The organism is Pseudonocardia kongjuensis (genome assembly GCF_039526905.1).
Classification (GTDB): Bacteria; Actinomycetota; Actinomycetes; order Mycobacteriales; family Pseudonocardiaceae; genus Pseudonocardia; species Pseudonocardia kongjuensis.
This window is the reverse complement of record NZ_BAAAJK010000003.1, coordinates 142,612-155,096: the sequence shown is the minus strand read 5'-3', so window position 1 is coordinate 155,096 and position 12,485 is coordinate 142,612. Positions and strand designations below refer to the sequence as shown.

Annotated in this window: 14 protein-coding genes; 9 read left to right on the top strand and 5 right to left on the bottom strand. The window is 75.5% G+C overall.

What is annotated here, in order from left to right:
• Positions 1-41: 41 nt before the first annotated feature.
• A complete protein-coding gene (locus tag ABD160_RS03790) occupies positions 42-389 on the bottom strand; it encodes a tetratricopeptide repeat protein (protein ID WP_344018221.1) in 348 nt (115 codons plus the stop codon).
• Positions 390-528: 139 nt separating this feature from the next.
• Between ABD160_RS03790 and ABD160_RS03785 the strand changes: the two genes are divergently transcribed.
• Together ABD160_RS03785 and ABD160_RS03780 are read left to right on the top strand one after the other, a co-directional pair.
• Complete coding sequence (locus ABD160_RS03785) at positions 529-1,884, top strand: glycosyltransferase family 2 protein (RefSeq protein ID WP_344018218.1); 1,356 nt, start codon at positions 529-531, stop codon at positions 1,882-1,884.
• Between the two features lie 67 nt (positions 1,885-1,951).
• A complete protein-coding gene (locus ABD160_RS03780; RefSeq protein ID WP_344018216.1) occupies positions 1,952-2,368 on the top strand; it encodes a hypothetical protein in 417 nt (138 codons plus the stop codon).
• On the opposite strand, the gene ABD160_RS03775 is transcribed toward ABD160_RS03780, so the two are convergent.
• On the bottom strand, positions 2,353-2,643 hold the full coding sequence (locus ABD160_RS03775; RefSeq protein WP_344018214.1) for a DUF1540 domain-containing protein: 291 nt from the start codon (positions 2,641-2,643) through the stop codon (positions 2,353-2,355). The genes ABD160_RS03780 and ABD160_RS03775 overlap by 16 nt on opposite strands.
• A 249-nt stretch (positions 2,644-2,892) precedes the next feature.
• Here ABD160_RS03775 and ABD160_RS03770 point away from each other — a divergent pair, with 249 nt between their 5' ends.
• A complete protein-coding gene (locus ABD160_RS03770) occupies positions 2,893-3,699 on the top strand; it encodes an SGNH/GDSL hydrolase family protein (RefSeq protein ID WP_344018212.1) in 807 nt (268 codons plus the stop codon).
• Between the two features lie 11 nt (positions 3,700-3,710).
• Here the strand turns inward: ABD160_RS03770 and bla are convergent, their stop codons facing one another.
• Together bla and ABD160_RS03760 are read right to left on the bottom strand one after the other, a co-directional pair.
• Complete coding sequence (gene bla / locus ABD160_RS03765) at positions 3,711-4,625, bottom strand: class A beta-lactamase (RefSeq protein WP_344018210.1); 915 nt, start codon at positions 4,623-4,625, stop codon at positions 3,711-3,713.
• A 46-nt stretch (positions 4,626-4,671) separates the two neighbouring features.
• Positions 4,672-5,397 carry an SDR family oxidoreductase gene (locus tag ABD160_RS03760; RefSeq protein ID WP_344018208.1) on the bottom strand — a complete coding sequence of 242 codons (726 nt, stop codon included), beginning with the start codon at positions 5,395-5,397 and terminating at the stop codon, positions 4,672-4,674.
• Positions 5,398-5,498: 101 nt separating this feature from the next.
• Between ABD160_RS03760 and ABD160_RS03755 the strand changes: the two genes are divergently transcribed.
• Positions 5,499-6,311 (top strand): helix-turn-helix domain-containing protein, encoded by an 813-nt coding sequence (locus tag ABD160_RS03755; protein WP_344018206.1) that lies wholly within the window; start codon positions 5,499-5,501, stop codon positions 6,309-6,311.
• A 6-nt stretch (positions 6,312-6,317) separates the two neighbouring features.
• Here ABD160_RS03755 and ABD160_RS03750 read toward each other — a convergent pair whose 3' ends face one another.
• Complete coding sequence (locus tag ABD160_RS03750; RefSeq protein WP_344018203.1) at positions 6,318-7,544, bottom strand: amidohydrolase; 1,227 nt, start codon at positions 7,542-7,544, stop codon at positions 6,318-6,320.
• An 89-nt stretch (positions 7,545-7,633) separates the two neighbouring features.
• Between ABD160_RS03750 and ABD160_RS03745 the strand changes: the two genes are divergently transcribed.
• From ABD160_RS03745 to ABD160_RS03725, 5 genes are all read left to right on the top strand, one after another.
• Entirely contained in the window at positions 7,634-8,731 is a 1,098-nt protein-coding gene (locus ABD160_RS03745) for a serine hydrolase (RefSeq protein ID WP_344018201.1), read from the top strand.
• Between the two features lie 182 nt (positions 8,732-8,913).
• Positions 8,914-9,993 carry an ABC transporter substrate-binding protein gene (locus ABD160_RS03740; RefSeq protein WP_344018199.1) on the top strand — a complete coding sequence of 360 codons (1,080 nt, stop codon included), beginning with the start codon at positions 8,914-8,916 and terminating at the stop codon, positions 9,991-9,993.
• Positions 9,990-10,817 carry an ABC transporter ATP-binding protein gene (locus ABD160_RS03735; RefSeq protein WP_344018197.1) on the top strand — a complete coding sequence of 276 codons (828 nt, stop codon included), beginning with the start codon at positions 9,990-9,992 and terminating at the stop codon, positions 10,815-10,817. Before ABD160_RS03740 ends, ABD160_RS03735 begins: the two co-directional genes overlap by 4 nt.
• Complete coding sequence (locus tag ABD160_RS03730; protein ID WP_344018195.1) at positions 10,814-11,596, top strand: ABC transporter permease; 783 nt, start codon at positions 10,814-10,816, stop codon at positions 11,594-11,596. Before ABD160_RS03735 ends, ABD160_RS03730 begins: the two co-directional genes overlap by 4 nt.
• Entirely contained in the window at positions 11,593-12,483 is an 891-nt protein-coding gene (locus ABD160_RS03725) for an ABC transporter permease (protein ID WP_344018193.1), read from the top strand. Before ABD160_RS03730 ends, ABD160_RS03725 begins: the two co-directional genes overlap by 4 nt.
• Positions 12,484-12,485: the final 2 nt, after the last annotated feature.

The following is a 12,485-nucleotide window of genomic DNA, read 5'->3' as shown; positions in this document are numbered from 1 at the left end:
AACCGCCCGTGCGCATGGTCGCGCACGGGCGGTCCCGGTCGTCAGCTCCCGAGTGCGGAGGCCAGCCGCAGGTGCGGCGCGGCCTCGTCGTGCCGGGAACGCCGCTGCAGGGTGCGGCCGAGCAGCAGGTGCGCGTACCCGTCGGACGGGGTCCGCTCCAGCAGCTCACGCAGCACCGACTCGGCGCGGCCGAGCTGGGCCGAGTGGTAGTAGGCCCGGGCCAGCAGCAGCCGGACGGCGGTGGCGTCCGGCTCGGCGTCGGCCAGCTCGGCGAGCAGCCGGGCCGCGGACACGTGGTCGCCGGAGTCGAACAGGTACGTCGCGCGCTCCCACCGGACGGCGGGTGCGGTCGCCTCGCCGGCCGTCCAGGGCAGGGTCTCGAGGTTCATCGGTCCGGCCTCCCTCCGCATTCAGTTGATACGTCAACCACAACCGCGGAGGGGTCCGGTCTGTTCCCGTGACCAGCGTGACAGCGACACCGTGCCGCATCTCAGCGTCGTCACAGCGAGTCACTTGCACCATGGTCACATGGCGACGACACCGGACGAACCGACCTGGGTGGGCGAGCTGGACCGGCTTGCCCCGGCACGCGACCTGGTGGTCGATCCGCGCTTCGGCGCCGCCCGCCTGCTCGTGACGGTCGGCGGCACCCCGCAGGGCCAGGTCACGGTGCCGCTGCGCGGCGGTCGGGCCGCCGCGGCCGAGCTCGACGCCGCGGTGTCCACCCTCGGCCCGGCCGGCACCGTCGATCGCGCGCCGGTCGCGGCGGACCCGGTCACCGTGGTGATCGCGACCCGCAACCGGGCGGACTCGCTGGCCCGCTGCCTGGCCGCGGTGCTCGCCTCCGACCACCCGGCGCTGTCGGTGATCGTGGTCGACAACGACCCGGACGACGAGTGCACCGAGCGCGTCGTCGCCGCGGCCGGCTCGTCCCGGGTGCGCTACGTCCGGGAGGCCCGTCGCGGGGCGTCGGTCGGGCGCAACCGCGGCCTGGCCGAGGCCCGCACCGAGATCGTCGCCTTCACCGACGACGACACCGAGGTCGACCCGGGCTGGGCGTCCCGGCTGGCCGGCGCGTTCGCCGCCGACCCGGAGCTGGCCTGCGTGTCCGGCCCGGTCCTGGCCGCCCGGCTGGGCAGCGCCGAGGAGCGCGCCGCCGACGTCGCACTCGCCTGGAACAAGGGCTTCACCGCGCGCCGGTTCTCCCTCGACGACCCGCCCGCCGACTCGCCGATCTTCCCGTTCGCGCCCGGCCTGTTCGGCATCGGCGCGAACCTCGCGGTGCGCGCCGCGGCCGCCCGCTCGGTCGGCGGCTTCGACGAGGCGATGGGCCCCGGCACCCCCACCCACGGCGGCGAGGACTGCGAGTTCCTGGTCCGGATGATCCTGGCCGGGCACGTCCTGGGCTACGCGCCCGGCGCCTACCTGTGGCACCACCACCGCCCCGACCAGCAGGCGCTCGCCTCGCAGATGGAGGGCTACTCGATCGGGCTGGGCAGCTTCCTCACCAAGGTCGCGCTGTCCTCGCAGGGCCGCGCCGTCGCGCTGCGCCGGCTGCCCGCCGCGCTGGCCCGGCTGCGGCACATCTCGGCCCGCGAGGCCGGCGCGGGCGACGCGATGCCCGAGGCCGGTGCGGTGCAGCGCGGCTCCCGGCTCGCCCGCGGCGGCTGGGCCTACCTGCGCAAGAGCCGCGCCGTCCGGCGCACCGGCGGTGCGGTTCCGCCGCTGCTGCTGCCCGAGCGTCCGCGGTCGGTCCCCGGCAACGTCCGGCGGGCCGCCGCGCGGGCGAACGCGGAGCAGGCCGACCGGGTCTCCCGCGCGTCGGTCACCACCATGCCGGGGCCGCGCCCCGCGCCGTCCTCCCGCGAGGCCCAGCCGGCCTGAGGTCGCGACCCTTCACCTCGCCGTGACGAACGGTTAGCCTGGCCTGGGTACCGGTGAGGGAGGGCTCATGTCGCTGCGCCTGCCGACCGGCAGCGTCACCGTGCTGCTCGGTCCGTCCGTGCACCGCCGTCGCACGATGAACCGGCTCGACGACACCACCGGCCGCGATCCGGTCGGCCGGCGCGCCGCCGTGCTGCGCATCCGGGCCCGCGAGGCGGATCCGGTCGCGGATCGGCTGGCGACCGTCGCGTCGGTGCGGGGCGGGATCGCCGCGGTGGTCCTGGTCGACCGGCTCACCGACGGGCTCGGCTCCCGCGACCGTGGCCGGGTGCTGGCCGCGCTGCGCGGGGTCGCCGCCGACGGGACGGCCGTCCTGGTCGACGACGTCGATCCGGTCGCCGCGCTCGCCGTCGCCGACGGCGCGCTGCGGGTCGACGACCGGGGCGGGATCGAGCCCGAGGAGCTGGCCTACCTCGCCTCGTAGGTGAGGCAGTCCGCGGAGTCGGCGCCGGCGCCGATGTTCACCGACGACGCGGTGCACTCGAGCTTCTCGTTGAACCGGCAGTCCGCGCGGTGGCAGGCCCCGACGAGGCCGTTGCCCCCGGAGCCGCCGCGGAACGAGATCTCCACGAAGGTGCCGCAGTGCGCGTGGTCACCGGAGATCGTGATCGCGCCCGCGTGGCAGCTGTCGTCGGAGTTGTACGAACAGGTCGAGGCGGAGCACTGCTGAACCTGGGGCATGTCCTGAGCGGTCGTCATGACGGTGAGGGTGGACCGGTCCCCGGCGGCCTGCCAGGCAACGGAGGCTGCCCTGACCGGCGGTGCGGTGATCCTCAGATCCCCGTTCCACCTGGGAACGGACGGATCGAAACAGCACTTCACTGTGACGTGGGCCACTCGCAGGTGCAGCTGTCCGGGTGACGGGCGCCGACGGTGCGCGGCGCGCCGCAGCACCCCGGCGATCAGCGCCGGGCGGGTGGGGCGGCATGCTCGGACCGGGAGGGGATCGTGGACGACGAGCTGATGTACCGGTTGATCCGCTACGCCGACCTGACCGCGTGGCCGGCCTTCGCCGCGTTCGGGGTGCAGGAGGAGGCGATCGACCGGCTGCTCGCCGGCACCGCCGGCCTGAACCCGGCCGACGTGGCCGGGGTGCGCGACGGGCTCGCGGCGCGGGTGCGCGCCGACGCCGCCGCTCTGCTCACCGAACGGCCGGTCGCGGCCGGACTGCACCGGATGGCGCTGCGCCCCGGCGAGCGGGTCGTCGTCGTCGGCGACTCGATCTCGGCGGACCGGCTGAGCTGGGCCCGGCTGCTCGCCGAGCTGGTGCCGCGGGTGCAGCGGGACGCGTCGGTGGAGGTGCTGGCCCTGTCCGGGCGCACCAGCTCCGAGGCGCTCGCGCTCGGCCCGGTGCTGGTCTCCCGGATGCCGACCCGGGTGCTGGTGCTGCTGGGCAGCAACGACGTCCGGCGGGAGGGCGGCACCACCGGCGTCCGGATGGTGTCGGCGCCGGAGACGGTGCGGAACCTGCGCGCCCTGCGCCTGCTGCTGGAGACCGAGTCCGGCGCCCGCGTCCGGTTCCTGGTCCCGCCGCCGGTCGATCCGGCCCGGGTCGGCCTGACCCGCGAGCTCACCGGGGAGTGGTGGGACGCCGCCGACTTCCCCGAGCTGGTCTCCGTGGTCCGCGAGGTCGATCCGGACGCGATCGACCTGAGCACCGTCCCGGTCCGCCCGGAGTTCTGGGAGGACGACGGCCTGCACCCCAGCCCGGTCGGGCAGGTCGTGCTGCTGCGCGCCGTGCTGTCCGCCATGTGACCCGGACGGGCTCAGCCGCGCAGCGCCGCCAGCGTCGTGCGGGTGGCCGCGGCGACCGCCGCCTCGCCGCGGTCCGGGTCCTCGTCCGGGTCGTCGGGCACGGTGAACACGGTGAGCACCACCGGCGCGCCGTGGGGCGGGAACAGCACGCCCGAGTCGTTGCGCTCGCCGAGCGGCCCGCTGCCGGTCTTGTCCCCGACCTGCCAGCCGGCCGGCACGCCGGCCCGGATCTGCCGGTCACCGGTGGTGTTGGCGCGAAGCCAGCCGAGCAGCCGGTCGCGCTGCGCGCCCGGTAGCGCGTCGCCGGTGGTCAGCACCCGCAGGGTCGCGGCGAGCGCGGCCGGGGTGCTGGTGTCGAGATCGCCGTCGCGCTCGTTCAGCGCGGTCTCGGGACGGTCCGCGCGGGTCACGTCGTCGCCGAGCCCGCGCAGCCAGCCGGTCAGCTCGGCGGGCGGGCCGACCTCGCGCAGCAGCAGGTTCTGCGCGGTGTTGTCGGAGACGGTGACGGCCGCGTCGCACAGCTGCTCCACGGTCAGCCCGGTCGCCAGGTGCCGCTCGGTCACCGGCGCGTACTCCAGCAGGTCGGCCCGGTCCCAGCGGACCGGACGGGCGAGCAGCCCCGGCTCCTGCACCGAGCGGTGCAGCACGAACGCGGCGGTCAGCGCCTTCACCACCGAGCACATCAGGAACCGTTCGCCGTCCCGGTGCCCGACGGCGGCGCCGGTGCCGGTGTCCAGCGCGTGCACCCCGATCCGCCTGCCGAACTCGCGCTCGACGTCGGGGAGCCCGGGCACCGGCCCGGTCGGCGCGGGTGCCGGCGGGGCGGCCGGAGGGGCTGCCGGCGGGGCTGCGGTACAGCCGACGGTGCCGCCGGCCAGGGCGGCACCCAGGCCGGCGGCGAGCAGCGAACGGCGGGAGAGCGTCACCCGTCCATCGCAGCAGGCCGCCGGCGGGACGGGTGAACCGGCCGTCCTACCGTTGCCGGACCGGTCGCACGACGATCTCGTTGACGTCGACCTCCGCGGGCTGCGACACCGCGTAGGCGACCGCGTCCGCGATCGCCTCCGGCCCGATGGCGTGCGCCCGGTAGGTGGCCATCGCCTCCTGCGCGAGCGGATCGGAGATGCCCTCCGCGAGCTCGGAGGTGACGACGCCGGGGGAGACGGTGGTGACCCGGATCCCGGGCGGGGACTCCTGCCGCAGTCCCTCGGTGATCGCCCAGGCGGCGAACTTGGTGCCGCAGTAGACGGCGGCGGTCGGGCTGACCGCGTACGCGCCGACCGAGGCGACGGTGACCACGTGGCCGCTCCCGGCGCGGGTGAAGTGCGGCAGGACGGCGTCGATCCCGTGCAGCAGGCCGCGGACGTTCACGTCGATCATCCGGTCCCACTCCTCGACCAGGCCGGCGTCGAGCCGGGACAGCGGCATCACCCCGGCGTTGGCGACGAGCAGGTCGATCCGGCCGTGCCGGGCGACGACGTCGTCCACGGCGGCGCGGACGGCGGCGTGGTCGGTGACGTCCAGCTCGCAGGGCTCGATCCGGCCGGCCGGTGCGGATGCGGCGAGCTCGGCGAGGCGGTCGGCGCGGCGGGCCGCGGCGACGACCGTCGTGCCGTCGGCGGCGAGCCGGGTGGCGACCGCCCGGCCGATCCCGCTGCTGGCTCCGGTCACGATGGCGACGGGGTTCTCGTTCGTCATGGGACCAGTCGACCCCCGGCGCGGCCCGGGCGGCAGGCCGCGCCGATCGGGGGAGTGCCACACCCACCCACCCGCCGCCGTCCCGGGGGATGATCGGTGTCATGACGCCACTCGGCGAGTACCTCCGCGCCCGCCGCGCCCAGGTCACCCCCACCGAGGCCGGTCTGCCCGGCGGCAGCAGGCGCCGGGTCCCCGGGCTGCGCCGCGAGGAGGTCGCGCTGCTCGCCGGGGTGAGCGCCGACTACTACGTCCGGCTGGAGCAGGGGCGGGAGCGGAACCCGTCGGTGCAGGTCCTGGACGCGCTCGCGGACGTCCTGCGGCTCGGCGACGACGCCCGCACCCACCTGCTGCACCTGGCGGGCGCCACACCCCGCCCGCGCCGCCCCGGCACCCGGGAGCGGGTGGACCCGCAGCTGCGGATGCTGATGGACGGCTGGGACACCCAGCCCGCGATCGTCCTCGGCCGGGCCTACGACGTGCTCGCCGCGAACGCGCTCGGCGACGCCCTGTTCCCGGTCGGCTCCAACCTGCTGGTCAGCGTGTTCTGCGATCCGGCGGCGCGGACGTTCCAGCACGACTGGGAGCGCGCCGCGCACGCCGTCACCGCCGGGTTCCGGCTGCTGCACGGCGCCGCGCCGGACGACCCGCGGATCCGCGAGGTGCTCGACGAGGTGCTGTCCCGCAGCCCCGAGTTCGCCCGGCTGTGGGCCCGGCACGACGTCCGCGGCAAGACCGCCGAGCCGAAGATCCTGGTGCATCCGCAGGTCGGCGAGCTGGAGCTGCGGATGGAGAGCTTCGACGTGCGCTCCGCACCCGGGCAGCAGCTCGTCGTGTACCACGCCGAACCCGGCTCGCCGACCGCACAGAACCTGGCGCTGCTCGGCACCCTGGCCGCCACCGGCGCCCGGGACTGATCCGGGTCAGGGCACCGGCAGCCACTCCCGGGCCGCGGCGACCAGCGCGGCGACCCCGGTCGACAGCGTCGGCTCGATCACCGGGGCGTAGCGCGGCGAGTGGTTCGACGGCAGCCCGGCGACCCGGGCCCGGATCGCGTCGACGGTCGCGGCGCCCTCGAACGCCGCCGGATCGGCCCCGCCGAGCAGCCAGTAGACGCACGGCGCCCCGGCCGCGACGGCGAACTGGCCGACGTCCTCGCTGCCGGTGACCGGCCCCGGATCGACGACCGGCAGCGGCGTGACCGTCGCCAGCGCGGCCCGGGTGCGCTCGACCGCGGCCGGGTCGTTGACCACCGGCGGGAACGTCTCGACGACCCGGATCTCCGGGTCCCGCGGGGCGCCCGCGGTCGCGGCCTCGCCGCGCACGATCCGGTCGATCGAGCCGAGCAGCCGGTCGCGGACGGCGTCGGTGTAGGAGCGCACCGTCAGCCCCAGCTCCGCCGAGTCGGGGATGACGTTCTCCTTCGTCCCGGCCCGCAGCAGCCCGACCGTGAGCACCGCGGTGTCGGTGGCCGCCACCTCCCGGGACACCACCGTGTGCAGCCGCTGCACGGTCGACGCGGCCAGCAGCACCGGGTCCACCGTGGTCTCCGGCCGGGACCCGTGCCCGCCCGAGCCGTGCAGCGTCGCCCGGACGGTGTCGCTGCCCGCGAACGCCGGGCCGGGGGCGACGGCGAGCAGCCCGGCGGGCAGCGGCGCGACGTGCTGGCCGAGCACCACGTCCGGGGTGCCGAACCGGGCGTACAGGTCGTCGTCGAGCATCGCCCGCGCGCCGCCGCCGATCTCCTCGGCCGGCTGGAACACCACCAGCAGGGTGCCCGACCAGGTGTCCGGTGTGGACGCCAGACCGGCCGCCGCCCCGAGCAGGCAGGTGACGTGCATGTCGTGCCCGCAGGCGTGCGCGACGGCGGTGTCCTCGCCGTCCGGTGTGGTCCCGCGGGCGGTGCTGGCGTAGTCGAGACCGGTGTCCTCGGCGACCGGCAGCGCGTCCATGTCGGCGCGCAGCAGCGCCACCGGGCCGTCGCCGTTGCGCAGCACGCCGACCACCCCGGTCCGGCCGACCTGCTCGGTGACCTCGAACCCGGCCGCGCGCAACCGGCCCGCCGCGATCGCGGCGGTCCGGGTCTCGGCGAACGAGAGCTCCGGATGGCGGTGCAGGTCGCGGTACAGCTCGGCGAGATCGGCGGTCACGGGGCCGGACGCTAGCCGGGTTTCCACCCGTCCGGGGTGCCGCCGCGCTGCTAGGTTCGCCCGGCACGTCCGGCACCGGGGGAGACACGATGTCGCTGAGCCGCCGCACCCTGCTCGGTGCCGCCGCCGTCCTGTTCGGAGCGACCGCCTGCTCGGCGTCCGCGGTCGACCGGATCACCGGCGCGCCGCCCGCCCCGCCGGACCCGGACGACCCGTTCGGCAGCTTCTTCGAGCGGCTGGCGGCCGCCCCGCAGGGCTGGTCGCTGCACCTCGACGACGGCCGCGGCGGCGTCCTCGAACACCGCGCCGACGAGCTCTCGCCGCTCGCCTCGGCGTCGACCGTGGTGCACCTGGCCGCGTACGCGCGGGCGGTCGCCGCGGGCTTCCCCGCCGACGCGCCGGTCCCGGTCGCCGAGTGGGCGCGCTGGCACGTGCCCGGCACCGACGGCGGTGCCCACCAGCGGGCGCTGGCGACGCTCGGCGCGACCGCGGAGAGCACCGTGACCTGGACCGGCGTCGTCGACGCGATGCTGCTGCACGGTGACGTCGCCGCCGCCGACCTGCTCCGCGAGACCTTCGGCGACGACCCGCTGACCGAGGCCGCCGCGGCCGCCGGCCTGCCCGGCCCGGACCTGCCGTGCTTCGCGGGCGAGACCCTGCGCTCCTGGTCGGCGCCGGTCGACCCGGCCACCCGGCGGGCCGACGCGCTGGCCGCCGGGCAGGAGTACGCGGCGTCGCCGCAGCGCCGCGCCGAGGTCGCCGACCGGATGGCCGCGGCCGGCGCGGAGACGACCCGGGCGCTCGCCGATCCCGGCTACTGGGCCGGCTCACCCGGCGGCACCGCACGCGGGCTGGCCGCCGCGCACCGGGCCTGCGCGAGCGGCGACCTCGGGGTGCCCGGCGCCGGGCGGGTCGCCCGCGGCCACCTGGAGCGGGTGCCCACCGGGAAGCTCCCGGACGGCGCAGGCGCGGTCGGGGTGACCGACGGCAGCCTGCCCGGGGTGCTCGCCGCCGGCCTCTACCAGCGGCACGACGACGGCACCGTCGCGACCGCGGCGCTGCTGCTCACCGGGGCGGTGCTGGACCCGGACGGGACGGACGCCCGGTCCCGGACCGCGGTGGCGGCGCCGCTGCGGGCGCTGCGCTCGCCGCAGACGTGGGACCGGTTCGCGGCGCTCGCCGGGTGAGCGCGGGCGGCCGGCCGCGACCGACTGGTTGATCTGGCTGTTACCGCACGGCAACCGGCGATCGCGCGCGAATTCCTAGATTCGGCGAATCGTCGGTGTCGGGGGACCGGACGGGGTGGGGGAGTCGACCACGCCTGCGGTCGGCCGACGATCCGTCGTCGCCGTCGTCAGGAGCACCGTCCATGCGTTCCGCACGCCCCTACACCCCGTCCCGCCGGGACGTCCTCCGCCTCGCCGGGATCGGCGCCGGTCTCGGCGCGGCCGGCCTGGTTCTCGGCGCCTGTGGCTCCGGCGGGTCCGAGCCGGCCGAGGCCGAGGCCGGCGAGTTCGGGGACATCGCGATCCAGCTGTCCTGGATCAAGAACATCGAGTTCGGCGGCGAGTACATGGCCGACTCCCGCGGCTACTACACCGAGGCGGGCTTCTCGAACGTCGAGCTGGTCAGCGGCCCGGTGGACAGCGCCGACGCGCTCGTGCTGGCCGGCAACGTCGACATCGGCATCACCGCCCCGGACGCCACCGCCCGGTTCATCACCGAGCAGGGCGCCCCGCTGAAGGTCATCGGCAGCACCTTCCAGCGCAACCCGTTCTGCATCCTGTCGCTGGAGGACGGCACCCCGATCCGCACCCTGGCCGATCTCGCGGGCAAGCGCATCGGCATCCAGGCCGGCACCAACCAGCAGATCTTCGCCGGGCTGCTCGCCGCCAACGACATCGACCCGTCGACGATCGAGCAGGTCGTCGTCCAGTACGAGCCGGCCCCGCTGGTGGAGGGCACCGTCGACGGCTTCATGGCGTTCCTGACCAACGAGCCGTTCCTGGTCGCCGCCGACGGGCACACGCCGGTCACGCTGTCGTTCGCCGACAACGGCCTGCCGCTGACGTCGGAGGTGTTCACCGTGCTGCAGGAGACCATCGACGAGCGCCGGGACATGCTCAAGGCGTTCCTGAAGGCCGAGATCCGCGGCTGGACCGACGCCGTCGCGGAGCCCGAGGAGTCCGCCCGGCTGGCCGTCGAGGTGTACGGCGCCGATCTCGGCCTGGACATCCCCGGGCAGACCGAGCAGGCGATCGCGCAGAACGACCTGATCGTCACCGACGACACCCGGGCCAACGGGCTGTTCACCTCCACCCCGGAGGCGCTGGAGCGGACGATCGGCGCGATCGGCGACATGGGCATCTCGATCACCGCCGAGGAGCTGTTCGACCTGTCGCTGCTCGACGAGGTCTACGCCGAGAACCCGGACCTGGTCACGGCATGACCGAGACGGCAGCCGGCCGGATCGCCACGACCGACCCGGCGGCCCATCCGGCCGCCGCGACCGGGATCAACATCCGGGGCCTGACCAGGACGTTCAGCATGGGGCGGCAGTCGGTACAGGCGCTGTCCGAGGTGGACCTGGGCACCGCGCAGAACTCGTTCCTGTCGCTGCTCGGGCCGTCCGGCTGCGGCAAGTCGACGATCCTGCGGATCCTGGCCGGGCTGGACACGCCGTCGTCCGGGGAGGCGTTGATCAACGGCCGGTCCACCCGGGAGATCCAGCGTGACCACGAGCTCGGCATCGCCTTCCAGGAGGCGGCGCTGCTGCCGTGGCGCAGCGTCACGGCGAACATCGCGCTGCCGCTGGAGGTCGCCGGGATCACCCCGGAGAAGGGCCTGATCGACGGCCTGGTGGAGCTGGTCGGGCTCACCGGGTTCGAGAAGGCGAAGCCGGCGCAGCTCTCCGGCGGGATGCGGCAGCGGGTCGCGATCGCCCGCTGCCTGGTCGTGCAGCCGACCGTGATGCTGCTCGACGAGCCGTTCGGGGCGCTGGACGACATGACCCGCCAGCGACTGAACGTGGAGCTGCTGCGGATCTGGACCGAGCGCCCGGCGACCACCCTGATGGTCACCCACGGCATCTCGGAGGCGGTGTTCCTGTCCGACGTCGTCGCCGTGATGAGCGCCCGGCCCGGCCGGATCGTCGAGGTCGTCGAGATCGACCTGCCGCGCCCCCGGGCGCCGCAGCTGACCCGCACGCCGGAGTTCCACGGCTACGTCGACCGGCTCTCGGAGATCCTGTTCGGCGGGGGTGCGGCGGAGTGAACGCCCGCGTCGGCGGCGCGATCGGGGTGCTGGTCATCCTCGGCGTGTGGTGGCTCGCGTCGGTCACCCTGTTCACCGGGAGCGGCACCATCCCGACCCCGGGCGCCGTGCTGGCCGAGATGCTCTCGCCGCAGCGGTGGGCCTCGACGCTGCGCAACTCGGTGTCCACGGTGACCGCGGCGACCCAGGGCTACCTGCTCGGCAACGGGCTGGCGGTGCTGCTCGCCGTCGTCGTGATCCTGGTGCCGCGGTTCGAGCCGCTGGCCCACCAGATCGCGATCGTCACCTACTGCATCCCGCCGGTCGCGATCGGGCCGGTGATCGTCATCGTGGCCGGCCGGGACGCACCGTCCGGGGCGTCGGTGGTGCTCGCCGCACTGCTCTGCTTCTTCACCACGGTGGTCGGCTGCCTGGTCGGGCTGCGCGCCGCCCCGCGGGCCGGGCTGGACCTGGTGCGCGCCTACGGCGGCTCGTCCTGGACGGTGCTGCGCAAGGTGCAGCTGATCTCCGCGCTGCCCAGCCTGTTCGCCGCGCTGAAGATCGCCGCGCCGTCGGCGTTCCTCGGCGCGATCCTCGCCGAGTACCTGGGCAGCGGCGGCGAGCAGACCCTGGGGCGCGCGCTGATCGCCGCCCAGACCCAGGCCGACGCGCCGCTGCTCTGGTACCTCGCCCTGGTCAGCGGCCTGTTCTCCGGGGTCGCCTACCTGCTCGTCGGGCTGGTCGCGCGGGTCGTGACACCGTGGTCCTCGGGCACCGACGTCATGGCGGGTGCCCGGTGACCGCCGTCCTCACCGCCGGGACCACGACCGGCGCCGGGCTCGGCTCGGTGGCCGCCGCGGTGGCCCGCCGGGCGGCCAGGGCCGCGCTCACCGTCGCCGTCGCGCTGGTCGCGCTGGTGATCCTGTGGACCGTGCTGCTGTGGGTGTTCGACGTGCCCTCGTTCGTCGGCAAGCCGCCCTGGGAGGTGCTGCAGTACCTGTTCGCCGAGGACCCGGCGCGCGGGGTGCGGCCGGCGTCGCTGTCCGCGGCCGACGCCCGTGCGCAGAGCTTCGGGGCGCTGTGGGTGACGCTGGGCAACGCCGCGCTCGGCTTCGTCGCCGGGATGGGTCTGGCGACCGTCACCGCCGTGCTGTTCGTGCTGTTCCGGCCGTTCGAGCTGGCGTTCATGCCGATCGCGATGCTGCTGCGGTCGGTGCCGCTGGTCGCGATGGCGCCGCTGCTGCTGCTGATCTTCGGGCAGGGCCCGCTCGGGATCGCGGTGATCGCCGCGATCGTGGTGCTGTTCCCGGTGCTGGTGAACGTGGTGCTCGGGCTGAACTCGGTGCCCGCGCAGACGGTCGACCTGATCCGGGTCAACGGCGGATCGGCGTGGACGGTGATGGTCAAGGCGCGCCTGCCCTCGGCGCTGCCGCAGCTGCTCGCGTCCGCCCGGATCTCGGTGCCGGGCGCGATCGTCGGCGCGATGCTGGCCGAGTGGCTGTCCGGGTTCGTCGGGATGGGCGGGGTGCTGTCCGGGTACAACGGCTCCGGCAACTACGGCGGCGTCTGGACGATCGTGGCGCTCGCGGTGCTGGTGTCGATCGTGCTCTACGAGGTGATGACCGTCGTGGAGACCGCGGCGCTGGCGAGCTGGGGGCCGGACGCGGGGCGGCCGCCGCAGGGGTGACG

Bases quoted from the DNA above. Each gene is read 5' to 3' on its own strand.
- ABD160_RS03790 (WP_344018221.1), bottom strand. From the start codon at position 389: ATGAACCTCGAGACCCTGCCCTGGACGGCCGGCGAGGCGACCGCACCC.
- ABD160_RS03735 (WP_344018197.1), top strand. From the start codon at position 9,990: ATGACCGAGACGGCAGCCGGCCGGATCGCCACGACCGACCCGGCGGCC.
- ABD160_RS03785 (WP_344018218.1), top strand. From the start codon at position 529: ATGGCGACGACACCGGACGAACCGACCTGGGTGGGCGAGCTGGACCGG.
- ABD160_RS03740 (WP_344018199.1), top strand. From the start codon at position 8,914: ATGCGTTCCGCACGCCCCTACACCCCGTCCCGCCGGGACGTCCTCCGC.
- ABD160_RS03775 (WP_344018214.1), bottom strand. From the start codon at position 2,643: ATGACGACCGCTCAGGACATGCCCCAGGTTCAGCAGTGCTCCGCCTCG.
- ABD160_RS03755 (WP_344018206.1), top strand. From the start codon at position 5,499: ATGACGCCACTCGGCGAGTACCTCCGCGCCCGCCGCGCCCAGGTCACC.
- ABD160_RS03760 (WP_344018208.1), bottom strand. From the start codon at position 5,397: ATGACGAACGAGAACCCCGTCGCCATCGTGACCGGAGCCAGCAGCGGG.
- ABD160_RS03780 (WP_344018216.1), top strand. From the start codon at position 1,952: ATGTCGCTGCGCCTGCCGACCGGCAGCGTCACCGTGCTGCTCGGTCCG.
- ABD160_RS03745 (WP_344018201.1), top strand. From the start codon at position 7,634: ATGTCGCTGAGCCGCCGCACCCTGCTCGGTGCCGCCGCCGTCCTGTTC.